The organism is Rhizobium sp. KNZ14-9A (assembly GCF_056755015.1).
In genome coordinates, this window is the sequence record NZ_JBPGXB010000004.1 from 203208 (window position 1) to 227651 (window position 24444).

The following is a 24444-nucleotide window of genomic DNA, read 5'->3' on the forward strand; positions in this document are numbered from 1 at the left end:
ACACCAGCGTGAGCCGTCTAGCCTTGTCATCACAATCTTTGGAGATGGCATATGAACATCAATCCCGAAGCCAATGGCTTCCACGCGAACAAGAAGGAGGCTGATCCGGCCTGGGCAGGCGTGGTATCGCTTTCGCTCGGCGTCTTCGGTCTCGTGACGGCCGAGTTTCTTCCAGCCAGCTTGCTTACGCCAATTTCACAAGATCTCCATGTCAGTATCGGTGCTGCCGGCCAGTCGGTCACGATGACCGCCGTCATCGGCGCGATCGCAGGCCCCGCAATTGTCATTGGCACCAGCCGATTTGACCGTCGTCTCACCTTGCTCGGATTGACAGCCCTGCTCGTTGTTTCCAGTCTCTTGGCAGCATTCTCTGATGGGCTCGCGACGCTTCTCGTTGCTCGCGGGTTGCTCGGGATCGCGCTCGGCGGCTTCTGGGCCATGTCGCTGGCGCTCGCCATGCGGCTTGTTCCAGAGCGGTTGATGCCGCGGGCGATGGCGATCATCATGACTGGCGTATCCGTTGCAACGGTTTGCGCTGCACCTGTCGGCGCCTGGGTTGGAGAAGCCTACGGCTGGCGTTCTGCATTCGTCATCGCGGCTGCAGTCGGCGGCCTTGCCTTCATCGCTCAGCTCCTCACCCTGCCTGCGATGCCGTCGACCGGCGCCGCAGGATTGGGCACGATGGCCACGGTGCTGCGTCGCCCGGCAATCCGACTGGGCCTGCTGACCGTCTTGCTGGTGGTTGCCGGCCATTTCGCGGGTTTTACCTTCATTCGGCCCTTCCTCGAAACGGTGCCACATTTTGGGGTTGAGGGGATATCCGTGGTTCTGCTGGCCTTCGGGATCGGCGGTTTTCTCGGAAATCTGTTCGGAGGCTTTGTCTCCGAGCGCAGCACGGCGCTGTCCATCGTCATCGCGGCTACCGGGATCGCTGCGACAACAATGGCGTTAGCGCTTGCCGGCAACCTTGCAAGCGTCGCGTTTGTCGCGACCGCGCTGTGGGGTTTTTCCTTCGGAGCCCTGCCGGTGAGCGTTCAAAGCTTCGTCACGCAAGCAGCATCCGATGAAGCGGAAAGCGCCGGTGCGTTGATGTTGACTACTTTCCAGGTCGCCATTTCGAGTGGGGCGGCCATTGGTGGCTTCATCGTCGAGGCGCAGGGGCTGGCAGGGGTGTTCGGCTTTGCAGCTATTGCCGCGCTTTGTGGATCCCTGGTGATTGGCGTCCTGAGCCGAAGGACGGTAGCGGTGGCGTCTTAAGGAAAGACCATCCGGAGCCGCCAAAGCGAGAGAATAGCCACGATGAGGGCCGCCGGGGACGTGCGTTCTTCCTGATGGATGGAACAGTAAGGACGACGATCCCGGGACGGCCTCCATCACATCATGCGCCAAATTGCTCTTGGTGTGACTGACCCCTATCGCTCACTCGATGCAAAGGGTTTCGGTGTTCCAGCCGTCTGGCAGAGGCTCCGGACGCTGGATTTCGATATTGTCGAGCGTGAGGCCAGCGATATTATGCGCAAAGAGCGCCGGCATGCCTGCCGGATAATCGATAAGGCCGACAATTTTTCCGTCCGCTCCCCGCAACCAGGCATTGCCACGACCCTCGTGGTCCTTGGGCGGGGAGAGATCGGCACTTGTGGGGCGCAGGTCATATTGCCTGGCTGTTCCCAGTAAGCCTTCCTCGATCGTCAACTGAATATTGCTGAGGCTCATTCCGGCAATCCCGCCGTTTCTCGCCGCAAAGAGATTGATCGGACCCTGGCAGCGCCCCGTCACGTTCTCGACGCGGACATTGGTGACGAGGCCAGCCGGTATCTCCGGCCTGCGATCGAGCTGGGTAATTGTGAGCGGCTCACCCGAGCCCCAGAAACCATCGGGCGTTTCATGGCAATCGATCTCTATGTCCGAGAAGGCGACGTCTTCGATCACTCCGCCGTCACGCGAGAAAATGCCGAGGGCGCGATTGGAATCTTGGACCTTGCAACGCGAGAAGGCGACGTTGCGGATGTCACCAAAACTCTCCGTGCCGATCTTCAATGCACAACTGTTGCTCTCGACGAGGCAATCCGAAACCTCGATTTCCACGCAGCCTGCGATGCCCCTTTCGCTTCGGCTGGTCTTGAGGCAGACGCCGTCGTCCGCCGTTTTGATGATGACGCGGCGCACTGCGACCTTTGCGCAGCTGTCGATGACGATCCCGTCCGTATTCGGGAGTTGTCGGTTGTTGAATACCGTTATGCCCTCGACGATCACGTCACGGCAGCGCACCAGGTGGACCGTCCACATCGGCGAATCTTCGATGACAAAGCCTTCCAGCCTGATCTTGCTGCAGTCTTCGAACACCAGGACCCTCGGCCGCTTTTCGCTCGGCGTGTAGGTGCCGACCGTCTCGTCGAAGCCGGTGCTGAAGGCGCCGCCCGAAGCAAGGATCTTGCCTTCGCCTGTGATCGCGACGTCATGGGCCTCCTGCGCGACGATATAGGCGCGATCGGATCCCTCGGCGATTACGCTCACCGAATTTCCGGCATAGAGCGCGTAATCGGGGACGAACTCTAGCGTGGCACCCGGCCCGATTGACAGCGTAATACCGCTAAACAGGCGGATGGGTCCCGTAATGTGCCTGCCCGCTTGCAGGAGAAGCGTTCCTCCGCCGGCGCTAACCAGCCTGTCGATAGATTGCTGCAGGTCAGCGCCATTCGGCTCGACTGAAATATCCATTGCTTCTCCTCTGGCTCTCGGGATGATTAAGCTATGCCATTTTATTCGTCAACAGGACGAACTAATTGATGCGGTCAATCTTGTTTGTGTTGACACCACCGAAAACTCGTATTTAATTCGTCATGGTTACGAACAAACGATCGGCCAAAGGGAGATTTGGAGGCCGGTTGTTGCCAAAGTTTGAGGAGCAAAGAAGGGGAACCCTATGAAACCGCTCAAGACGTTGATTATGACGGCAAGCGCCCTGGCGATGACGATTTCGCTTGCGGCAGCATCCGAACTGAAGATCGTCTGGTATGTCGACAATGATCAGGAAGAGGCAAACACACGCGCCTTGCTCGATCAGTACACGAAACTGCACCCGGACACGACCTTCGACCTTGAGATCACCCCTTATGACGGGATGGTCCAGAAGTTCCAGCAATATGCGGCCTCCGGCATCATGCCGGATTTGTCGCTCACTTCGTCGATGGAGCCGGTTATCCGTCCGTTCCTCGTCGATCTCAACAAGGAGATCGGCCCCGAATGGATCAACGACTTCGTCAAGGGCTGGGGCGATGGCGCCAAGCTCGACGACAAGGTTATCGCCGCGCCGCTGCGTGTAACCTCCACGGGCGTCTTCCTGAATGTCGATGCCTTCAAGAAGGCCGGGATTGCCATCCCGGACCACGCAACCGGTTGGACCTGGGATGAATTCGTTCCGAAGATCAAGGAAGTCGCCGAAAAGTCGGGTACGCGCTATCCGCTTGTCTGGGACGTTTCGGCAAGCCGCTGGATCGTTCACGAGTATCAGTACGGAAACCACATCTATACGGAAAAAGAACCTGTGAAGGTCGTCATGGACGAGGCAGCGTGGACGAGCGCGCTCGACAAGTTCATCGACATCACGAAGGCCGCAATGCCGCCCGGGCTCTGGTCCGGTGCGAGTTCGGACAATCCGAAGGAAATCTTCACAGCCGGTCAGGCCGTAGCCTATATGTCGGGAAGCTGGCAAATCGCCGGACTGGCGGACAACGCGCATTTTGCGTGGCAGGCCGGTCCGACGCCGCGGGGCACCGTCGCCTCGTCGATCTACGGAGGCGACTATATCGTGGCCTTCAACACGAGCCAGCATCTTCCGGAAGCGATCGATTTCATCAAATGGGTCACCTCGCCGGATATTCAGGCACAGTACGCCAAGACCTTCGGCATGATCCCGGCCAACCTGAAGGCGGCAGCCGTCAAGTACGATAATCCGGCCGCGACCGATGCGATCAAGGCAATGCAGGCCGAGTTGAACGCCAGCCCTGCTTACGCTGCGACCGACCAGGCCTGGCCGCAGATGCAGGCTGTTTGGGGTACCGTGAAGACAGCCGTCACGCAGGCTGTTGCCGGTCAGATCTCCTCTGCCGAGGCCATTTCGCAGATCAAGAAGGCTGCCGATGCCTCGCTTGAGGCTGGCAAGTGACGACGGACATACTGGAAGATAGCCGTTCGGCACTGGGTCCCCACCCAGTGCCGAAAGGTCTGCGAGGCAGCCTGGCAAGCCTCGGCTGGCCCTACCTGCTCATGGTGCCGACAATGGCGCTCCTCGTTACCTTCACCCTTTACCCGCTGGTCCAGGGCCTCTTCATGGCCTTTTTCAAGCGGGGTGTGGTCGTCGTTCCGCAGGTGCCCAGCACCTTGCCGCAATATGTCGGCCTGGATAACTTCATCGGGCTCCTGAGCAATGCCGATTTTCAGGTTTCATTGCTCAAGACCGTTCTTTTCGTCATCGTCGCGGTTCCGCTGAACATCGTCGTCTCGTTGGCGCTGGCTCTCCTGCTGGCGCCACAGACCAGGCTGTTTGCCATCGTACGCACAATCGTCTTCTTCCCGTCCATGATCAGCCTGCTGATCATCGGCGTCGCCTGGCGTTGGTTGTTCGGCCTCAACAACGGCCTCGTCAATTACCTGCTTTCGCTGACCGGCATCGCGCCAATCCCATGGCTGGAACAGGACACGATGGCTCAGATCGCCGTCGTCATCGCCTGGGTGTGGGCGCAAGCCGGCTTCAACATGATGATCTTCATTGCAGGCCTGACCGCGATTTCCACCGACTATTACGAGGCGGCCTCGATCGACGGCACCAGCAAGTGGCGGCAATTCACCCATATCACCTTGCCGCTCCTCAAGCCGACGCTCGCCGTCGTCCTGGTCCTGTCCTCGATCGAGGCCTTCAAGGTCTACGAACTCGTCGTATCCCTGACGGGCGGCGGTCCGGGCAAGGCGACCGTCTACCTCATACAGACGATCTACGACACTGCGTTCCAGAAACCGATGCAGGCTGGCGTTGCGGCCGCCCAATCCATGGTGCTGTTCATCATCCTGCTGTTCCTCACCATCTTCCAGTTGCGCATATCGCGGAGTGAGAAATGACACGTATCTACTCTCCCTGGCGACTGGCCTTTGTCGTGCTGACACTGTTCGTCTTCCTGATGCCGCCGATCTGGCTCTTCCTGTCTTCGTTGAAATCACAACAGGAGATCTTCCAGTGGCCGCCGACCATTTTGCCGGCGCAACCGACGTTGCAGAACTTCATCGACACGGTGTCGCGCGCGAAGTTCCTCATCTTCTTCCGCAATTCGGCCATTGTCTCCGTGCTCTCGGCGCTGCTGTCCGTCACCATCAGCGTCATGGCCGGCTACGCACTTGCGAAGTTTCGGTTTAAAGGAGACACGCTCTTCTTCCTGCTCATCATGTCGTCGTTGATGGTGCCGCTGCAGATCATCATGATCCCGGTCTTTCTGGTGCTGCGGGATCTCAATCTTCTCGATACGCTCGCAGGCATCATCATCGCGCCGGCGGCAACCCCGACCGGGGTCTTCCTCATGCGCCAGTACATCACCAACATTCCTGACAGCCTTTTAGAGGCGGCGCGCCTCGATGGTACGCCGGAATGGCGGATCCTGTGGCGGATCATCGTTCCGCTCGCCATACCCGCAATCGGCACGCTGCTCGCCTTCAATCTCGTATGGCGCTGGAACGACTATCTTTGGCCGTTCCTGATCATCAGCGACCAGGACAAGTGGACGGTCCAGGTCGCGCTTGCCAATACGGTGGGGCGCTTCGGTATCAACTGGCCCAGGCTGCTGTCCATGTCGGTGCTTTCGGTGCTGCCCGTGCTCGTCATGTTTACAGCCCTGCAGCGCATGTTGATGAACGGCCTGATGGCGGGCGCAACGAAGGAATAGTGCTGCAACATATCGTGCAAAAAGGGCCGCCTCTCCGGCGGCCCTTTGCATTTTCTCTTTCAAACGCCGTCTCCGTGGCGACCGGTCGGAAAACCTCTAGCGGATCGCCGCCGGCAGTTTGTCCTTGTGGGCGAGGGCTGCGGCGGCCGGCATGCTGCTCCATCCCTGAAGCAGCGAGCCACGCCCCCAGGGTGGCGAGAAATATTCGACGGCACCCATCCAGCCCTCTTCGAGGCAGGTCTTCCACCAGCGCAGGAGCGGGTAGTCCGCGCCGTCCAGGCCGTAGGCAAGCCGTTGCTCGGCATAAAGGCCCGAAAGATAGGGCCAGTCCGACCCATTGTGGTAGCGATACGCGAAATAGGACTTCTCACGCGTATCCTTGGGGCGCTTGAACGGCGGATAGGCGCAAAGCACGCCCCAGTCGCCATAAGGCTGGCCGTCGTTGTTGCGACTTTCCAGGATCTCCTGGACCTTGGCGAGAACGCTTTTCGCTCGCTCGGGAGAAACCGCCTTGAAGCGAAGCAGAGTCAGGCTGTCCAGCGTCAGGTGGTCTTCGACGAAATCTGTCTTTGTCCCGTAGTCCGCGTAAGTGCCACCCGGTTGCAGAAGCGCCTCGTCCAGCGAAGCGCGCGCCTTTTGCGCCACGGCTGCCGCCTTCGATGCAACGGCTTTGTCGAGCGAGGCGCCGTGCTGTGCGATGACGTCGAGGGCACCGATCCACAGGCCGAGATCATAGGCCACGTAACCGTGGCGGTAGACATTGTCGGCCCAATCGCGGTCATGCCGCGGCTTGATCGGCAAGCCGGTTCCCGTCTCGTCGAAGCCGCAGTAACGATTGAAGATCGCCACCACCTTGTCCCAGTACAGGGACAGCGGTGAGCCGTCGCCGGTCGCATTGATATAGTCGCCGATCGTCAGAATGAAGAAGAGCGGGCTGTCGAAGTGATCGCTCCACCAGTCGCCGGGTCGAAGGTGCTCCTCCTTGATCCGGGGATCTGTCAGACGCACCTTTTCCCATTCCTCGGCCTGCCCAGGTCCCGTCAGGATGACGCCGCTTGGCGCCTCGCCGTTTTCCTGCACACCGCGCGCAAGACGATCGATCTGGGCGCGAACTGCCTCTGGTTCCCGATCCAGGAGAGCCTGGAGCGTCCAATAGCCGTCACGGTAATAGGTGCGAGCCGGCGCGCTGTAGGCCTGGCCGGCGGCGAGGCCGGCAAAGGCACCATGCTCGTCCCGCCTTATGCTGGAAAGAGCGGCATGCAGGCTTTGCGAGATCATGCTGCGCATCAGGGCAGGCGCCTCCGGCATCGCATCGCAACGCGTGACGTAGGCATTGGCCTCGGCAATCAGTTTCGTCTGGTCGAGCTCGAGCGCTGCAAGCGCTTCCTCGATCGTCGCGCCGGCGGTCACGAAAATGCCGTCCCGCCTCTGTTCGGCGATGGCGACGCCCCAACCGGTGCGCGCAATGCGGCGACCCTCTTGCCGTTCGATCGGTTCGCGTTTCGCCATCGTGCCCCACCAGGCGCAGCGCCGGGCAGGGATGAAGGTCCGCAGCTTTGCGCCCTTCAAGAAGAGCGCCGGCGCCGACTGCGCCACGTAAAGCCCTCCGCCATGCGCTTCCACCCGGTTCGGGGAATAGGTGAAAGGGGCGCTCCAGCCGGTGAAGGTCAGATTGACCAGCTTGCCGGCGCCCCATAGCGAAAGTTCAATCCTGCCTTCCGGCCGACAATCGCCCTGCAGGCGCGGAGCCATGAACGGGACAAGCACCGGTGTCGTAGAACGAAGCTGTCCGTCATCAAGTGGTATCAGAACTTGCGGTTTTGCTGATGCGGCGCTCATTGGATGGCTTCCTGTTTTCCTGCATTCTCAGTTGCCGCAAGATCGGTCAGGCCAAGCATAAGCGCCCCGAGCATGCCAGCTTCGGGGCCAATCCCGGTTGCCTCTATCCGTGTCTCAAACGGCAGAAGCGTCGACATGTGACGCCTGACGGCGTCGACAAACTCGCCGCGCGACCCGATGCCCCCACCGAGCACGATGAGAGCGGGGTCGAAGAGGGCTTGCACGGAGGCCAGGCCGACCGACGCCGATTTTGCGAGTGTTTCGATGGCCGCGACAGCTTCCCCGTCTCCGGCAGCAGCGCGAGCGAATATCTCGGCGACCGACAGCGTCCCATCGCCATACAGGCTGCGCACCGCGGGTGAATCAACCTGATCCTCGAAGAGACCGGCGCGGGCCTGCGGCGCCGCCTGATGAGGATTGGGACCTAGCGGCAGAAAACCCAGTTCGCCTGCCCGCCCGTGCTGGCCGCGGAAGAGCGTTCCACCGATGACCAGCCCCATGCCGACACCGGTTCCGAAAGCGATAAATGCAAGCGAGTCCTGATCCTGTCCTTTGCCGAGAGTGGCCTCGGCGAAAGCTGCGAGATTCACGTCGTTTTCAACCACGACGGGGCAGGGCAGGGCTCGTGCGAGCAGCGCGGCGAGCGGCTGATCGGCTGGAATGGCCAGGTGAGGGGAAAGTGACGCAAGCCCCGTCAACGGCGATACCGCACCCGGTACGCCGACAACAGCCTTGCACAACGGCCCCCGATCGCGATTGTCCTGCACCAGGGACAAAATCATCCGTGGAATTTGCCGCAATACAGGGGCTCCCGCGCCGTGTTCGGTCGGCTCTTCGGCCTTTGCCACAATACGCCCCTGCAGATCGGCAAGTCCTACCAGGACCTTGGTACCGCCGAGGTCGACACCGGCGACCATGCCTTCAGATCCGCCCGCTTCGTCCGAACGATGGACGCTGTTCGCCTGTCGCAAGCCAGACGCAATGGTTGATATATTTGACAAATGCAGTCCTTTTGCGATATTTGTTCGGCAGGTTGACGAATTTATTATGGCCGCGCCCACGAACTGTCAACAAGCTGTTTGAAATCGGGGGGCTTTCATGGAAAAAGCAAAACACCGGTGCAACGATGAAGACGGATCTGGCGGGGTAGCTCGACGATGGTATTGACCGAAAACGCGCCTCCCGTGCTGCGACAGATCTCCGTGCGCGCGGTTATGGACGTGCTGCTCCATGCCGGACCTACCTCGCGAGCCGAGCTTTCAAAGATCACAGGCCTTTCGAAGCAGACGATGTCCGAGGTCATCAGGGCGCTGGAAGAAGGTGGCTGGGTTCGGGAAAAAGGCGTCACGAGCGGTCGCATCGGCCGCACGGCCATTACCTATGAGGTCAATGGCGATGCCGGCTATGCTGTCGGTATCGACATGGGCGCGACAACGACGCGCATCGTGCTTGGCAACATCGTCGGAAACGTTGTCGGCGAGATCGACTATCCGTCCGACCGCCGTGGCGGCTATCATCTGATCGACCAGGCCGAAGCAATGCTGTCGAAGATGCTTGTGGAGATGGGCATCGCCAGGGAGTTCGTTCTCGTAGCGGCGATAGCGACGCCAGGGGTCGTCGATCCTACGACGGGTGCGCTCTCGATGGCGCCGAACCTCGCCGATATCGCCGGCATCGATATCGGCAGGACGCTCAGCCAGAGGCTCGGCTGTCCCGTCGTCCTGGAAAACGATGTCAACGCAGCCGTTATCGGCGAGTCCTGGCAGGGATGCGCGACCGCAATCGATACCGTGGCGTTCATTTCGCTCGGGACGGGTATCGGGCTCGGCGTGCTCCAGGACGGCAAGCTGATGCGTGGCGCAAACGGAGCGGGCGGCGAGATTTCCTACATGCCGTTCGGTGCCGATCCATACACGAAGGACAGTCTTGAAAGGGGCGCGCTGGAATGCGCGATCGCGGCTCGCGGAATTAGCGAGCTCTACGAGCGTTCGGGGGGTGAGAAGGACACCTCGGTCCGGGACATCCTGGAACTTGCCGAAAAGAACGACCCGATCGCGGTCGAGGTGATCGGCAAGGTGTCGGACATTGCCGCGCTGCTTGTCGTGTCCGTCAATGCGATCGTCGATCCCAAGATCGTCGTTCTCGGCGGCAGTATCGGTCGCCACCCCCTGATAGCCGAAGGCGTTCGGCGAGGTATCGTGAAGGCGAGCCGCCGTGCCATTGATGTCGAGGCAAGTGTTCTTGGCGGTCGGGCAACGCTGGTCGGGGCTCTCGCGATTGGACTGAACCACGTTCACAACCTGCTTTTTTCTCCCCAGACCTTGCCGGAGCAGCGGCGCTTGCCGCCGCCGCCGCTTTGATTGTCACTCAGATCTCCGTGTCACACGACAATGGTCGCGGTACCGGAATGGCCAGGCGCAATGACGGTCCCGCCACCGATGAAGGCGACGGCGGCTGCTCATCGCCAAAGGCCAGATAGCCGAGAACAATGACCGCCGGAACCTGCGCAGGCGCGAGCCGCTCAGGATGGGGTTTATTGAAAATCCTGTCTGCAGACGGGAGGAAACTGATGGTCGCCGATAGAAAAATACGTTCGTCATCTTGACGAACTAATTGCTTCCACGCAGACTGAACCGAGATGTGAGGAGATCCGATCGCCTCGGTGTGGCTGCGGCCGCCTCCGGAAGAAACGTCAAAGGAATGGATTCATGGCCGGTCTCAAATTGAACGATGTCAGGAAGAGCTTCGGCCATCATTCGATTCTCCATGGTGTCGATCTCGATGTGGGTGAGGGCGAATTCGTCGTGTTGGTCGGCCCTTCAGGGTGTGGCAAGTCCACATTGCTTCGCCTGATCGCTGGCCTCGAAAGTGTGAGCGCGGGAAAGATCATCATTGGCGACGATGATGTGACGGCGTCGCCTCCAGGGGATCGCGGGATCGCGATGGTGTTTCAGTCCTATGCGTTGTACCCGCATATGACCGTTGCCAAGAATCTGTCCTTCGGCCTCGAAAACCTCACGATGAGCCGGGCCGAAATCGATCGGCGTGTGGTGGAGGCGGCAAGAATGCTTGCGATCGAGCCTCTCCTCGATAGACGCCCGAAACAGCTCTCGGGGGGCCAGCGGCAACGCGTGGCGATCGGTCGTGCGATTGTCAGGAACCCCAAGCTCTTCCTGTTCGATGAACCGCTGTCCAATCTGGATGCCGCACTTCGCGTGCAGACAAGAGGCGAGATTAGTCGCCTCCACAAGCGGCTTGGCGCCACCATGATCTATGTGACGCATGATCAGGTCGAGGCCATGACGATGGCGGACCGCATCGTCGTCCTCAATGCCGGACGCGTCGAGCAGGTCGGCACCCCTTTGGAGCTGTTCGAGGCCCCGGCCAACAAGTTTGTCGCGGGCTTCATCGGCTCGCCGCAGATGAACTTCTTCGATGGAATGCTTGCCGGGACCGGTCCTGGTCATGTTGTTGTCGACGTACCGGGCTTCGGCCGCCTGGACATTCCGGCGCAATTGGGGGATGCGACCGTCGGCGAACCTGTGGTCCTTGGTGTCCGGCCGAGCCATTTCGAACTCGCCAAGGGCAATGGCGCCGACGGTTTTCCGATCCGCTTCGAAGTCGATTACGCCGAAAGCATCGGCACGGATACCTATGTATATGGCGTGGTGGAGGGCAGCGGGACTGCAACGATCGTCCACCTGCCTGATCATGTGGCGGTCAAGGACCGTGCAACCCTGCAGCTTGTGGTCCGGCCCGCGCGCCTTCATCTCTTTCGAGCCAAGACCGGCAGTTCCATCACAAAACCGCCTATCGGCGCCGCGGCTCACGTTCATGCCGGCGATGTCGAGGCGTAAAGCGTTCTGCCGCTCCTGAGGCTGCGCCGATGAGGCGACCGGCGGATCGTTGCAATTCTATCCTCCAGAGGATTGGCGATTGACCGCTTCGATGCACCTACAAATTGCTGAAACCATTTGGTGGTGCTCGCCGCCCTGCTGATCATCACGGGCACGATCAACAAGATGACTGCAAACATCGCCGGGTTTGTATCCTGATGGTTGCATGCGACTTGCCGCGTAAAGCGGTGCATGTTCCCGAAATTCGTTTGCAAACCACATTAAATTGCATTAGCTTTCAATACACTAGAAAGTTATAACTTTAGCATTGCATATCGGCTTTTACTTCCTCTTCCGTTGCCTCGGCACGTCAATCGGATAGGCCTTCATGCATCCAGACAGTCAATACATCCACGCCGACAATGCGGCGCTCATTTTCGATGAGCTTAAGTTTCGATCGCTGACGGTGAAGAACCGTCTTTTCCGATCCAATATATCCGGCCAGTTCGACGACTATAACGGTCACGGCGGGAACGCCCGGCTGAACTGGGAGGAGAAGTTCGCGCGCGGCGGGATCGGCTGCATCATTTCCTCCTTTACGCCGGTCTCCGTGCGTGGCCGAATCCTCGTGCGTTATGCGATGATCGACGACGACGATAAGATCCCCTTCTGGCGGGAGGTCGGCCGTCGTATCCACGGCTATGACTGTCGGTTCATCATGCAGCTCAGCCATTCCGGTCGCCAGCAGGACATGGGCGGCGTCGAGAACCTGTTCAACAAGGGCCTGAGTTCGACCGATAAGAGCGACTACTTCCATGGGCTGCTCGCCCAGGCGATGACGAAACCCGAAATCGCGGAAGTGGTGGAGCAGTTCGCGCAAGGGGCGCGGCGTGCCCGGGAGGCGGGGCTCGACGGTGTCGAGCTTCACGGCGCCAACGGCTATCTGCTGACGCAATTCCTGAGTTCCGGCATCAACGACCGGACGGATGAATATGGCGGCGGCTGGGAGGGCAGGGCGCGTTTCGTGCTCGAGATCGTCAGGGCGATCCGCCGCGAGGTCGGCCAGGACTTCCATCTGCAGATGAAGATCAACGGCGTCGACCACAATGACTGGCTCTATCCCTGGATCAAGAAAGGCAACACGCTCGACGAGACGCTCAAGATCTGCACGATGCTGCTCGACGGCGGCAAGGGCGTCGACTCCTTCCATGTTTCGAGCGGCTCGACATTTCCGCATCCGCGCAATCCGGCCGGCGACCTGCCGCTGAACGACCTGCATCGCTGGTACGACGGCATGCTCTCGCAGGGCACGCGGGCGCCGATGAATTATGCGATCTTTTCCAATCCCCTTTTGGGGCGCGCCTTCCAGGCGCTCTGGCGCTGGCGCAGGGGCAAGGTCATCGAGGGCATCAATCTCGATTATGCGCGGGCGGTTTCCGAAGCGATCGGCAAGATCGATCCCGACATCAAGGTGCTCTGTACCGGCGGGTTCCAGCATGCCGACAGGATCGCCGAAGCCATCCGCTCGAAAGCCTGCGACGGCGTCACCATGGCCCGCCCGCTGATCGCCAACAACGATCTGCCGAAGATCCTCGCCGAGGCCAACGGCCCGGAGAAGGAATGCACCTACTGCAACAAGTGTCTGCTCAACGATCTCGAAAACCCACTCGGTTGTTACGATCTCAGCCGGTTTGACGGAACGAGCTTCGAGGATCGCTACGGCAAGATGATCAAGCAGGTCATGTCGGTTTTCGAGCCGCCGACCTTCCATTGACACGCGCCATCACCCGCGCATTCGGAGTGGACCTATGAGCAGCGACAACGACCGCAAGACGCCCGTCGAGATCGCCGTCGCCCGCCATCGCCGCTGGTGGCTGGCGATCGTCGTGCTGCTGTTGCTCGCGCTCGTCTATTATCTGGTGTTCGTCAACCAGTATGTCGTCGCCTTCAAAAGCCAGAGCGAGCATTTCATGCACGGCTCGATCGGCAGTGAGACGGCGACGGGACCGCCTTACTGGGTCTTCAAGGCCTTGCCGGTCATGTATGCCGACAAGCTCGGGCCGGAAGGCTGGGCCCGCTTCGGCTTCCTCTACGAAATCCCTGGCGACGACCTTCCGATCGGGGTGTCGCGCCGCGTGGTCTCAGGCGTCGAGCGGGTCTGGCTCAACTGTTCCGTCTGCCATGTCGGCACCTATCATCTTTCTGGCGACGCGGTTCGCCATCTCATCCCCGGCGCACCTTCCAATAATCTGCGCCTGCAGGAATTCATTCGCTTCTTCATCGATGTCGGCCGCGATCCCGGTTTTACCGCGGATGCGCTGATCGCGACGATCGATAGCCCCAAGGTCGGCGGCGATCTCAATGTCTTCGAGCGGTTGGTCTATCGCTACGTGGTCTTCCCTCGGGTCAAGAACGCCTTCCTCGATCTCGGCACCCAGCTCGATTTCGTCAAGCGCCAGGAGGATTGGGGCCCGGGCCGCGTGGACACGTTCAATCCCTACAAGGCGCTGCAGTTCAACTTTCCGATGGACGAGGCCCATATCAGTGGTGCTGCGCTGAACGGCTCTTCCGACTATCCCGCCATCTGGCGCCAGCGCCCGCGCGAGGGCATGAACCTCCATTGGGACGGCAACAATGATTCCGTGGCCGAACGAAACCTGAGTGCCGCACTCGGCGCCGGTGTGACGCCCGTGACGGTCGACCGGGCGTCGATCGCGCGCATTGAGGACTGGATGTGGGATCTGCCTTCGCCGCCGTTCCCCGTCGCCGCCAAGATCGATCAGGCGAAGGCGGCGGAGGGCAAGACGCTGTTCCTGCATTATTGCGCCGATTGCCACGGCTTCAAGAATGCGAAGGACTACAGCTACGACAGGCAGCGTTTCACGCGCCTCGGCAAGACGGTTCCGCTCGCCGATATCGGCACCGATGCGGGACGCTGGACCTCCTATACGGCAAATTTCGCCGCCGAGCAGAACCTGCTCTATGCCGGCTATCCCTGGCGCTTCAGCCGCTTCCACAAGACGGACGGCTATGCCAATCACCCGCTCGACGGCATCTGGGCGCGATCGCCCTATCTGCACAACGGCTCGGTGCCGACCTTGCGCGATCTGCTTGAACCGAGCGCCAAGCGGCCGTCCGTCTGGTTCCGCGGCAGCGACGAGTTCGATCTCGCCAAAGTGGGCTATCGCTCGGATCAGTCTGCCGGCGGCGATCTCTTTCGCTACGACACGGCGCGTCCCGGAAATGGCAATGCCGGCCACGAAGGATATCGCTACGGCACGGAGTTGCCGGCGGCGGCAAAAGACGCCCTCGTCGAATATATGAAGACGCTATGACCCAGTCGCGATCGCTCAGCAAATGGAAGGCACGGCATGCGGTCCTCGTCTGGATCGGCATCCTTTTGAACTTCGCCTTCGTCCTGCCGCTCATCTTCTGTCCGGAATGGATCCTCGGCCTCTTCGGCATCACCGTCAACCAGCTGATCTGGCCGCGCTTTGCCGGACTGCTGCTCGGGATCCTGTCGATCTTCTACATTCCGGCGACGCTCGATATCGACCGTTACCGCGTCTTCGCCTGGCTCGCGGTCTTCCCTTCCCGCACGCTCGGCACGGTCTTCTTCTTTCTCGCCGTCTTCGTGTTCGACCAGCCGATCGGCTATCTCGCCGGCGTCTTCCTCGACGGGTCGGTCGGCATTGCGACGCTTTTCTGTCTCCTGCGCATCCTGCGGCTCGAACAGAACATCGCCGAAGGGAGACAGGCATGAGGCGCGTCTTCTGGAAATGGCTTTTCGCCGTTCTCGTCCTGATCGTCGTCGGCGCTTTTGCGCTGTTCTTCCTGCTCTTCCGGCCGGTCGCCCAGCCGAGGACGAACGATCTGGCCGAAGTCTTCAATCACGGCTCGATCGGCAATGAAGAGGCGCAGGGAATTCCCTACTGGATCTGGCGCGTCCTGCCGCAGCTCTTTCCCGAACATCTGCCGGCAAACGCGGACGGTTATGGCGCCTTCGGCCTCTACTGGCGCGCCGGCGACGAGGTTCCGGTCGGCCTGTCGGTCAAGACGCTCGGCGTCATAGAGCGCGTTGCGCCGAACTGCGCCTTCTGCCACCAGGGCAGCTATCGGCTCCATGCCGCCGAGCCGGCGCGGCTGGTCGAGGCAGGCCCTGGGACGCGGGTCAATCCGCAGGCCTATATCCGCTTTCTGATCGATGTCGGCGCCGATCCGCGGTTTACCGCCGACCGGGTGATGACGGAGATCGGTAGGATCTATGACATGCCGGTCTGGGAGCGGGCGCTCTATCGCTTCGTCCTGGTGCCGGCGACCCGGGCAGCCCTCCAGGAACAGGGGCGGCAGTTTGCCTGGATGAAGGATTGGCCGGACTGGGGACCGGGCCGGATCGATCCTTTCAATCCGGTCAAGTTCCAGAACCTCCAACTTGCCGATGACCACACGATCGGCAATTCCGACATGATGCCGCTGTGGTCGCTTGCCGACCTCGCCGCCACCAATACGCGCCGCTTCTCACTCCATTGGGACGGATTGCAGACCGATCTCTACGAGACGGTGGTCTCGGGCGCGATCGGCGACGGCATGACCTACAAATCCTACGGGGGAAGCGAAGAGGGTCTTCGCCGCATTATGGATTTCATCCGCCTGCAGGGGCCGCCGCCGTCGCCGTTTTCTCCCCTCAAGCCGGCAGGCGATCCCTATCATGTCGATGCGGCGGCAGTCGACGCCGGCCGTGCGATCTATACCGCGCAATGCGCCGTCTGCCATGAAGCCAAGGGCGCACGCTACCGGACACCGGTCCCGATCGTCGAGCTCGGTACGGACCGCCATCGCCTCGACATGTGGACATTAGCAGCCCGCGACCGTTATGCGGCCTATGAGCCGCGCTATGCCTGGGGTTTTGCCAATTTCCAGAAGACCGACGGTTATGTCGCCACGGGCCTTGGTGGCCTGTGGCTGCGCGGTCCCTACCTGCATAATGGCAGCGTTCCGACATTGCGCGCCCTGCTGCTTCCGCCTGCCGAGCGGCCGGGGCAGTTTTACCGCGGCTCCGATCTTGTGGATGCCGACAATGGCGGCTTCGTGAGCATGCCGGATACGCCGGGGGAGCAATACGGCACGCTCTACGATACGAGCCTTCCGGGCAACGGCAATGGCGGTCATCTCTGGGGCACGGATTTGCCGCCGGAGGCGAAGGAGCAACTGCTTTCCTATCTCAAGACACTTTGACCATCAGGAGGGGGCAATGGCAAACGTCAGACAGCGCATCGTGCGGTTTCTCGCCTGGATCGTGGCAGCCGTCGTCACGCTCGCCGTCATCGCCATTGCTGCGGTTGCGCTCATCGTCTGGTGGCTGATCGAGCCGGATGCGAGCCAGTTCGGCAATGTTGAGGACGAGGCGAAGACAGTCCATCGCAAGGTCGAGGAATTTCCCGGGGCCGGCGAGCCTTACTTCGCGGCAATGGACAAGGGCTTGCTGCTGCCGCCTGCAGCCGGCGCCGATTATCCCGACGAGATCAAGGAGGTCGCAACCGCCACCGGGCTCGATCCGGAGGCCGTCCGCAAGGCGGCGATCCGCGGACAGAATGCCTGGATCGTCTGGACCGGCGGCAACGACCGTTTCTGGGACTTCGCTGCCAGCGCGACGATTGGCTCCTTCGATCTCCTGAAGACCATCTCGTCCCATCCGACGATGGCCTATGGCCGTAACAACCGCTTCCGCTATCTCGGGCTCGTCAACGAACCCTGCTTCGACACTCCGAAGAGCGCTGATCCCGATCATTGGGGGCTGTGGATCGATCAGCGCAAAAAGGACTGCGCGGCCGACAGTTTCGGCGGCAATGCCGAGGCGGATGCCCGCTATCCCGGCGTGCAGATCGGCGCGCGCGGCACCATGGTCAAGGTGAAGGACGAAGAGAAGAAAATCCCGGTCGGCTCTTACTATGGCGAACCGACGGGCGTGATGGGCCTGCGTCTCTTCCCCAATCCTGACTTCGACAGCAAGGCCGCCGAACATTGGGATGCAGTGCGCTATTACACCGATCCCTCCTATTACAACGACAAGGATCTCGTGCGTCCCTATCGCGTCGGCATGTCCTGCGCCTTCTGTCATGTCGGCCCCAATCCGATCAACCCGCCAAAGAATGTCGAGAGCCCGGAATTCTCCGAAATCTCGTCCAATCCCGGCGCTCAGTATTTCTGGGTCGACCGCATTTTCTTCTGGAACACCAAACCGCGCGCGACGCCTGGGGAACCGGCCGAGAACGAGAGGAACTTCCTCTTCCAGCTGTTCCATACGAACCCGCCGGGTTCGCTCGATACCTCGCTGGTCTCGACCGATTACATGAACAATCCCCGCACGATGAATGCCGTCTACGACGTCCTGGAGCGGCTGCGCATCGGGGCAAAGACCGGCAAGGAAATCATCAAGGGGGACGAGAAGGACAACAAGCAGGCGCAGGACTATCCGCAGACCGCAGCCTTCGGCTCCCTCTACGACAAGGCGACCGGCACGGTCGCCTCGATGCGCGTCCTGAAGGACGGCGCCGATTCCGTCGGCACGCTCGGTGCGCTCAATCGCGTCTATCTCAATATCGGCCTCTTCAGCGAGGAATGGCTGCTGCACTTCCGCCCCTTCCTCGGGGGGCAGAAGATCTCGCCGATCCGCATCGCCGAAGCCGCGAAGAACTCGGTCTACTGGCAGGCCGCTGAGGCGATGACGCCTGACATGGCGATATTCTTCCTGGTCGCGGCCCGCGCCGATCACCTGAAGGATACGCCGGTCGGAGAAAAGTTGCTCGAAGCGCGCGATCCGGCCGAGGTCGAGCGCGGAAAGATCGTCTTTGCCGAAAACTGCGCCGCCTGTCATTCGAGCAAGCAGCCGGTGCCGGGGCCGGAGCTCGGCGTCGATCAGGGCATCTGCGCAGGCGGCGGTGCCGGCCCGCATTATCGCGAATGCTGGGACCGCTACTGGGCCTGGGCGCAGTCGGATGCCTTCAAGCACGGCATGGTCAAGCTCGTCACGCAAAAGGATGAGAACGGAAAGGATTTCCTCGACGGCAATTACCTGTCGACGGAACGGCGCGTGCCGATGGACGTCGTGCGCACCAATGCTTGCAGCGCGATCGCCACCAACGGTCTTTCGGGCGATATCTGGGACAATTTCACCTCCTCCACCTACAAGTCGCTGCCGCCTCCACATGAGGTGACGGTCAATCATCCGGTTTCGGGGGCGGCAACGCCGCTGCAGGCGGCCGGCAACGGGCGCGGCTATCTGAGGCCGCCCTCGCTGGTCAGTCTGTGGTCGACGGCGCCCTTCCTGCTCAACAATTCGGTCGGGCACGAGGACAGCTATTACGGGGCCGACTACTATAATCAGGACCATGCCGCAGGCTACGGCGCCGGTCGCGGCACCGCGTGCCCGGCGGCCGATGCCGACGATCCCTATCTGCCCTGTGTCGAAAACAGGCTGGGGGTTTTCGACCGGTCCATTCGCCAGATGCTTTCGCCGCAGACCCGCCGCATGGATAAGATGACCGAGGCGCCGGTGCCGGGCTATATCTACCGCACCAGCGCTCCCTCCTGCCTCATCGTGCCGCCGGGCTTCGTGCCCGACAAGGTGAAGCCCTTCACCGGCCTGCTGAACAAGGTCGCCGGCTGGGCCTTCAAGAAGGACGGCTCGATCACCGTCGGCCCGTTCCCAGCCGGTTTCCCTATTAACGCGCTGACCAACACCGAGCTGTTGCCCGACAATGATGAGGAGAGCAAATTCGCCAATTACAAGCGCCTAATTGCCAACGGCCCGGCGCTGATTGGGGCCTTCTCAGAGCTCGGCGGGCAATGCACGCCGAAGGAACTCGCAGATCCCGCCGTGCTCGCCAAAGCTGAAAAGGTCGTGCGCGACACGAAGCTCATCGATCGCCTGGTGGGCTTGAGCAAATGCCCTGACTATGTGGTCAATGGTGGGCACACATTCGGCGCCGGTCTGCCGCAATCGGACAAGAATGCCCTGATTTCCTATCTGAAGCAGTTCTGACGATGTCCGGCGGGCCGACCCACGATTATATCGTTATTGGCAGCGGCGCCGGCGGCGCCGTTCTCGCCGCGCGGCTGGCCGAAGAGGGGCGAAAGGTGCTCGTCATCGAGGCCGGCGGCGATCCGCTGGCGAAGTCGGACGACGGCTCCGACATGCCGCTTGCCGATGCCTGTCGCGTGCCTGCCTTTCATGCCTTTGCCTCCGAACATCCCGGCATGGCCGAGAACCATTGGGTGCGCCACTACGAAAATCAGGAAATGCAGGAGCGCGACTGGCGCTACTGCAAAGAAAAGGACGGTGTGCTTTATCCGCGCGTGCGTGGGCTCGGCGGCTGCACCGCCCATCATGCGATGATCATCGTGCGGCCCAATCATCGCGACTGGAACCACATCTTTGCGATCACCGGAGACGAAAGCTGGAAGGCCTCGCACATGCAGGGCTATTTCGAGCGCATCGAGCGCTGCCGCTACCGCTTCTTCCTGTGGCGGTGGCTCGCCGCGGCAACAGGCCTCAATCCGACGGGCCACGGATGGTGGGGATGGATGACGACGGAGCGGGCTCTGCCGCTTCGGGCCTTGCGCGACTGGCCGTTGTGGCGGGCGCTGCTGCGCTGCGTCGGCGCGGCGGCCGACGCCTTCGGCAAGCGGGGCTCCGACTGGGAGACGACCGAGATCGACCCCAACGACCACCGCAATTGGAACGTCGGCGCCTGCGGCGTGCGCGTCACACCGCTTTCGACGCGACGCCACACCAGGCACGGGCCGCGCGAGCGGTTGCTCGACGTGGTGAAGCGGTACCCCGACCGCCTGACGCTTCGCCTGAACACTCTGGTCACGCGCATCGAATTTGACGGCAAGCGCGCGGTCGCGATTCGCTGCATAAACGGGGAGGGGCGTGAGGAAGTCATTCGGGCCGGCCGCGAGATCATCCTGTCAGGCGGCGCCTTCGCCTCGCCCCAGCTTCTGATGCTCTCCGGTATTGGCGATCCCGGCCATCTCGATGAGCACAATATTCCCGTCGTCGAGGCGCTTCCGGGCGTCGGGCGGAACCTGCAGGACCGCTACGAGGTCGGCGTCGTCAGCCGGGTGAACGAACCCTGGTCGGCCCTCAAGGGCGTCACCTATACGACGGGGGACGCCCATTACCGACGGTGGCGCAGATTTCGCATCGGCAACTATACAAGCAACGGCGTCATGTTTTCCCTGACGCTTAAATCCCGCGACACGCTGACGGAACCAGACCTGCATTGCTTTTCGCTGCTGGCCGATTTCCGCGGCTATTATCCTCGCTATTCCGAACGCATCCGCAAGCCTGATTACATGACCTGGGCGATCCTCAAGGCCTATACCGAAAATCAGGGCGGAACGGTGCGGCTGAGAAGCGTCGATCCCGCGGCCCCGCCTGCCGTCATGTTTCATTCCTTCTTCGAGGGAACAGGCAATTACGACCTCGATCTCAATGCCGTCGTCCATGCCATCCGCTTCGTCAGGAAGGTCAACGATGCGATGGACGATCTCATCGCAAGCGAAGAGGAGCCTGGCCGGCAGAACGAGAGCGACGAAGCGCTTCGCCGCTATGTGGCCGAAAACGCCTGGGGCCATCATGCTTGCGGCACCTGCGCCATCGGCCCCCGCGAAGGTGGCGGCGTGCTCGACAGCCGCTTCAGGGTGCACGGCATCGAAGGCCTGCGCGTCGTTGACGCTTCGGTCTTTCCCCGCATTCCCGGCTACTTCCTTGCCACTGCCGTCTACATGGTCGCCGAGAAGGCGGCCGATGTCATTCTCACCGACAGCTGACTGGAAACACGCTGATGAGCGAACACCCCATCCATCGGGAAGCCAGCATCTACAATTGGCTCGGCGAACGCGTCCGGGGCTTCGTTCGATGGTGGCGGGAATTCGATGCCTGGCTGAACCAGCCGCTGCCGAAGGGGCGGCGCCTCGCGTGGCGATGGCTCGCACCCGACGGCTATGCCTGGTTTGTGCCGCTGCTCGGGGGCATTCTGACCCTTGCCATGGCGCTCGGTCCGACCGTCGAGATGCGCTGGGGCAATCTCGGTCTGCTTGCGATCGGGTTCGCGCTTCTTTTCCTGCTGCATGCGGCAGCTAGCCGGCAAGCGGTCTTCAACCAGTATCTGCTTGCCGGACAGTTGGTGATCCTTGCGGCCCTTGCCGCGCTTCTCATCATCAATTCGCGCCCGGAAACCTACGGCATGATGACGGCGCGGCCCCGCCTGCATATCGGCGCCGTGATCGTCTGCGCACTCGTGCTTGCGCTGCCGGCGGCCTGGCTGCTCTCGCGGTGCCTATTCCGCTCCAATGCAGGCGGCGGGCTTGCCGACAGCCTGCCGAAAGTGGAGCTTTTCCTGCCCAAGAATCGCTACGATTTCATGGGCCGCGGACCGATTGCCGCGCTGGTGTCGGCCCTTGTCATCGCCCCAATCCGCTATCCGGTCGAATTGCTTCTGCCCGGATCGCTACTCACCCTGTTCGTGCCGGATCACTATCTCTGGTACGCTTTCTTGGTGACCGGGTTTGCCGCATGGATCGCCCTTTTCCTCGGCATCCTGTTCGACCGGTTGATGGAAATCCTTCAGACGATCGGGCGTCTTTTCTTCATTGGCCCGCAGCGGGTCATCAGCGTTCTCGTCATTGTCGTCGCAGTGCTTCGCCTCGCCGACGTTCATTACATCACCTATCTCTTCAATGCCGGCTCCGAAGGCTACGGCAATACGACGCTCATGCGCTATATCGCCTTCGCCTATGCCGTCGCCTGGTACTATGCCTTCTGGTGCGATCACTTCGTCGCGCGCCGGCTTATGCGTCTCATGGACAGGGAGCGGCAGACGATCACTCCTGTCGAAATCGCTTACGACTATGAAGGCAGCGAGACCTTGAGCACGGTCCGCAACCAAGGCCGAACAATCGCGCTGCATGGCGCGGGGCGCCTGAAGATCGAGGGCCGCTACGAGGATCAGTACCAGCAGCGGACCAAGGCCGCGTCTGGCCGGGCGATACAGTTCATGACGCCGGCGGAAGTGCTCGCGCAGTTTCGTGCGCAGCTGGAGCGCCTGCCCGCCGAGCAGGCGCCGGCCGGGGATCTGCTTGCGAGCCTGCGCAATTTCCAGCGCTCGACGCTCGTCTATCCCGCCCTCGTCGGCGCGCTGGCTTATGGCCTCATCGGCGGTCCTGCTGTCTTCAGTTTCCTGCGGGCGATCCAGCCTCCGGAACTTGCAACACGCTCCGAACGACATGTGGGCAAGCAGCCCGCGTCATTCCTATTCGAAAGCGGCCAACCCAATGGCGGCTGCGGTCCGCTCCAGCCCACAACGCCGCGAATTGCAGTTATCGCCTCCGGTGGCGGCACGCGTGCGGCGATCTACACGGCCTCGCTGCTGCGGGGGCTGGCCGAGCACGACCAGATCTGCAACGTCGTGCTTGTCAGTGGCGTCTCTGGTGGCAGCGCTGCGCTCGGCTATTTCGCGCTTCATGAGCAGGAGCTTCGCCGGCCACGTGACAGCATGGACGTCAAGGCATGGGATGATTTTTCGCAAGCCATGGCGCTGCCCTTCATCGAACAGGTGATCGATGGTGCGAGCGATATGCGCTTCGCCTTCGGGCGCTGGCATTGGGCGTCCTCGGCCTGCCGTGAAGCTCAAAGGCCGGATGAGGACGTGACGGGCTGGATACCGGCACGCTCGAGATTGGGCGCGATTCTCGCTGAATCCTTCATCTGTCATATGGGTGCCGGGACGATGGAAGCGCCGTCCTTCGGCGTGATGCTCAACACCGCGATCGTCGGATCTTTTTCCGATGACAGCCCCTCCTGCCAAGCCGATCGGAGCCTTTCGCTTCCCGAGAGAGCGACACGCTGCCGCCAATTTCTGGATGCCGCCCAGGCGGGCGGGCGGTTGGTGCTGACCAATCTTGCCGCGCCTGCGTCTCCGCCGGACGACGGATCGCTGCACATGCAGCTCGTCACACTCGACAATGCGGACATGTCGATCGCGCGCGCCGCAGCCCTGAGCGCAAACTTTCCGCCGGTCTTTCCCGATGCTGCAATCGACATCGAAGCATCCGGCCAAGCAAGGACACGATACTGGGTGACCGATGGCGGAGCGGTCGAAAACCGTGGCGCTATGACGCTCTACTACGCCATCCGCAATGCGTTCCACTCAGCGCCGCAATCACCGCAGACGCTGCCGCCGCTGCACGTCGTCATCGCCGATGTTTCGGCGCCGGCCGGCCGCTATAGCGAGAGCTTCGGTTTTGGCTCGGTGCTTGGCGCCGGGGGCCAGTTGGGCCTCGGCCTCGAGACGGAGCTTCGCACGGCGATCGAGAAGCTCTATTGCGATCATAATTCTGAAGTCAGCATCCACGAGATCACCATGCCGCGTGTTTTCCGAGATGGCGGAATCGGGACGCATTGGCTGCTTCCCAATTCGCTCTCGTTCACCAATCCCAAGAGCTTATCGGAGACCGAGATCCTGTCTGCCCGAGACGTTGAAACGCTGGTTCTGACGCTGCACAGCGATGTCGCGGAAACCTATCAGGACGAGGCCGCAGCCAAGAAGGTCAAGCTTTGGGCTCAGCAGGATGACGTCGCAAAGCATGACGAGCGGTGGAGGGATCTTCTGGCTAGTCTCGCAGGAGCAGGAGGCAAGCACGATTGCCGGGACATTCAGGCAGGACTGACGGGGCAATAGAAAAGGCAAGCCTGTGTCGCTGGTCGTGATAAACGGCGGAGACCGATGGGGCGGCCTTCAGGCTGTAGAATAGCTTAAAGCAAAAAGAGCCGC

The 24444-nt window shown here is 61.3% G+C and carries 16 protein-coding genes; 13 read left to right on the top strand and 3 right to left on the bottom strand.

Annotated features, from left to right (window positions below):
- Positions 1-51: 51 nt before the first annotated feature.
- Positions 52-1257 (top strand): MFS transporter, encoded by a 1206-nt coding sequence (locus ACR9ZQ_RS31405; protein ID WP_310381574.1) that lies wholly within the window; start codon positions 52-54, stop codon positions 1255-1257.
- Between the two features lie 162 nt (positions 1258-1419).
- On the opposite strand, the gene pglB is transcribed toward ACR9ZQ_RS31405, so the two are convergent.
- Positions 1420-2718 (bottom strand): polygalacturonase PglB, encoded by a 1299-nt coding sequence (gene pglB / locus ACR9ZQ_RS31410; RefSeq protein ID WP_481429588.1) that lies wholly within the window; start codon positions 2716-2718, stop codon positions 1420-1422.
- A 205-nt stretch (positions 2719-2923) separates the two neighbouring features.
- Here pglB and ACR9ZQ_RS31415 point away from each other — a divergent pair, with 205 nt between their 5' ends.
- The 3 genes from ACR9ZQ_RS31415 to ACR9ZQ_RS31425 are packed head-to-tail and all read left to right on the top strand — an operon-like array spanning position 2924 to position 5930.
- Positions 2924-4165, top strand: coding sequence for an ABC transporter substrate-binding protein (locus ACR9ZQ_RS31415; RefSeq protein WP_477820325.1), 1242 nt, complete (start codon positions 2924-2926; stop codon positions 4163-4165).
- Complete coding sequence (locus tag ACR9ZQ_RS31420) at positions 4162-5115, top strand: carbohydrate ABC transporter permease (RefSeq protein WP_310381579.1); 954 nt, start codon at positions 4162-4164, stop codon at positions 5113-5115. The genes ACR9ZQ_RS31415 and ACR9ZQ_RS31420 overlap by 4 nt, the downstream gene beginning before the upstream one ends.
- Positions 5112-5930: a carbohydrate ABC transporter permease gene (locus ACR9ZQ_RS31425; protein WP_007814669.1), complete on the top strand. Its 819-nt coding sequence runs from the start codon at positions 5112-5114 to the stop codon at positions 5928-5930. Before ACR9ZQ_RS31420 ends, ACR9ZQ_RS31425 begins: the two co-directional genes overlap by 4 nt.
- 96 nt (positions 5931-6026) lie before the next feature.
- Here the strand turns inward: ACR9ZQ_RS31425 and ACR9ZQ_RS31430 are convergent, their stop codons facing one another.
- Positions 6027-7769 carry a GH116 family glycosyl hydrolase gene (locus ACR9ZQ_RS31430; protein ID WP_481429589.1) on the bottom strand — a complete coding sequence of 581 codons (1743 nt, stop codon included), beginning with the start codon at positions 7767-7769 and terminating at the stop codon, positions 6027-6029.
- Positions 7766-8686 (bottom strand): ROK family protein, encoded by a 921-nt coding sequence (locus ACR9ZQ_RS31435; protein WP_481429590.1) that lies wholly within the window; start codon positions 8684-8686, stop codon positions 7766-7768. Before ACR9ZQ_RS31435 ends, ACR9ZQ_RS31430 begins: the two co-directional genes overlap by 4 nt.
- Positions 8687-8926: 240 nt before the next feature.
- Between ACR9ZQ_RS31435 and ACR9ZQ_RS31440 the strand changes: the two genes are divergently transcribed.
- The 9 genes from ACR9ZQ_RS31440 (at position 8927) to ACR9ZQ_RS31480 (ending at position 24351) form a co-directional block, all read left to right on the top strand.
- Positions 8927-10129: an ROK family transcriptional regulator gene (locus ACR9ZQ_RS31440; protein ID WP_310381587.1), complete on the top strand. Its 1203-nt coding sequence runs from the start codon at positions 8927-8929 to the stop codon at positions 10127-10129.
- Positions 10130-10477: 348 nt separating this feature from the next.
- On the top strand, positions 10478-11626 hold the full coding sequence (locus ACR9ZQ_RS31445; RefSeq protein WP_481429591.1) for an ABC transporter ATP-binding protein: 1149 nt from the start codon (positions 10478-10480) through the stop codon (positions 11624-11626).
- A gap of 367 nt (positions 11627-11993) precedes the next feature.
- The gene (locus tag ACR9ZQ_RS31450) at positions 11994-13379 is read left to right on the top strand and encodes an NADH:flavin oxidoreductase (RefSeq protein WP_310381590.1); all 1386 of its coding nucleotides are present in this window, start codon (positions 11994-11996) and stop codon (positions 13377-13379) included.
- Between the two features lie 34 nt (positions 13380-13413).
- Positions 13414-14940, top strand: coding sequence for a c-type cytochrome (locus tag ACR9ZQ_RS31455; RefSeq protein ID WP_481429592.1), 1527 nt, complete (start codon positions 13414-13416; stop codon positions 14938-14940).
- On the top strand, positions 14937-15368 hold the full coding sequence (locus tag ACR9ZQ_RS31460; protein ID WP_007814655.1) for a hypothetical protein: 432 nt from the start codon (positions 14937-14939) through the stop codon (positions 15366-15368). The genes ACR9ZQ_RS31455 and ACR9ZQ_RS31460 overlap by 4 nt, the downstream gene beginning before the upstream one ends.
- Positions 15365-16840, top strand: a complete 1476-nt coding sequence (locus tag ACR9ZQ_RS31465) for a c-type cytochrome (RefSeq protein ID WP_481429593.1) — start codon at positions 15365-15367, stop codon at positions 16838-16840. The genes ACR9ZQ_RS31460 and ACR9ZQ_RS31465 overlap by 4 nt, the downstream gene beginning before the upstream one ends.
- 16 nt (positions 16841-16856) lie before the next feature.
- Complete coding sequence (locus tag ACR9ZQ_RS31470; RefSeq protein ID WP_481429594.1) at positions 16857-19646, top strand: c-type cytochrome; 2790 nt, start codon at positions 16857-16859, stop codon at positions 19644-19646.
- A gap of 2 nt (positions 19647-19648) precedes the next feature.
- On the top strand, positions 19649-21442 hold the full coding sequence (locus tag ACR9ZQ_RS31475) for a GMC family oxidoreductase (RefSeq protein WP_481429595.1): 1794 nt from the start codon (positions 19649-19651) through the stop codon (positions 21440-21442).
- Positions 21443-21456: 14 nt separating this feature from the next.
- The gene (locus ACR9ZQ_RS31480) at positions 21457-24351 is read left to right on the top strand and encodes a patatin-like phospholipase family protein (protein ID WP_481429596.1); all 2895 of its coding nucleotides are present in this window, start codon (positions 21457-21459) and stop codon (positions 24349-24351) included.
- Positions 24352-24444: the final 93 nt, after the last annotated feature.

Excerpts from the sequence above, each read along its gene's own strand:
- ACR9ZQ_RS31405 (WP_310381574.1), top strand. The coding sequence starts at position 52 with ATGAACATCAATCCCGAAGCCAATGGCTTCCACGCGAACAAGAAGGAG.
- pglB (WP_481429588.1), bottom strand. The coding sequence starts at position 2,718 with ATGGATATTTCAGTCGAGCCGAATGGCGCTGACCTGCAGCAATCTATC.
- ACR9ZQ_RS31415 (WP_477820325.1), top strand. The coding sequence starts at position 2,924 with ATGAAACCGCTCAAGACGTTGATTATGACGGCAAGCGCCCTGGCGATG.
- ACR9ZQ_RS31425 (WP_007814669.1), top strand. The coding sequence starts at position 5,112 with ATGACACGTATCTACTCTCCCTGGCGACTGGCCTTTGTCGTGCTGACA.
- ACR9ZQ_RS31430 (WP_481429589.1), bottom strand. The coding sequence starts at position 7,769 with ATGAGCGCCGCATCAGCAAAACCGCAAGTTCTGATACCACTTGATGAC.
- ACR9ZQ_RS31435 (WP_481429590.1), bottom strand. The coding sequence starts at position 8,686 with ATGGTCGCCGGTGTCGACCTCGGCGGTACCAAGGTCCTGGTAGGACTT.
- ACR9ZQ_RS31440 (WP_310381587.1), top strand. The coding sequence starts at position 8,927 with ATGGTATTGACCGAAAACGCGCCTCCCGTGCTGCGACAGATCTCCGTG.
- ACR9ZQ_RS31445 (WP_481429591.1), top strand. The coding sequence starts at position 10,478 with ATGGCCGGTCTCAAATTGAACGATGTCAGGAAGAGCTTCGGCCATCAT.
- ACR9ZQ_RS31450 (WP_310381590.1), top strand. The coding sequence starts at position 11,994 with ATGCATCCAGACAGTCAATACATCCACGCCGACAATGCGGCGCTCATT.
- ACR9ZQ_RS31455 (WP_481429592.1), top strand. The coding sequence starts at position 13,414 with ATGAGCAGCGACAACGACCGCAAGACGCCCGTCGAGATCGCCGTCGCC.
- ACR9ZQ_RS31460 (WP_007814655.1), top strand. The coding sequence starts at position 14,937 with ATGACCCAGTCGCGATCGCTCAGCAAATGGAAGGCACGGCATGCGGTC.
- ACR9ZQ_RS31465 (WP_481429593.1), top strand. The coding sequence starts at position 15,365 with ATGAGGCGCGTCTTCTGGAAATGGCTTTTCGCCGTTCTCGTCCTGATC.
- ACR9ZQ_RS31470 (WP_481429594.1), top strand. The coding sequence starts at position 16,857 with ATGGCAAACGTCAGACAGCGCATCGTGCGGTTTCTCGCCTGGATCGTG.
- ACR9ZQ_RS31475 (WP_481429595.1), top strand. The coding sequence starts at position 19,649 with ATGTCCGGCGGGCCGACCCACGATTATATCGTTATTGGCAGCGGCGCC.
- ACR9ZQ_RS31480 (WP_481429596.1), top strand. The coding sequence starts at position 21,457 with ATGAGCGAACACCCCATCCATCGGGAAGCCAGCATCTACAATTGGCTC.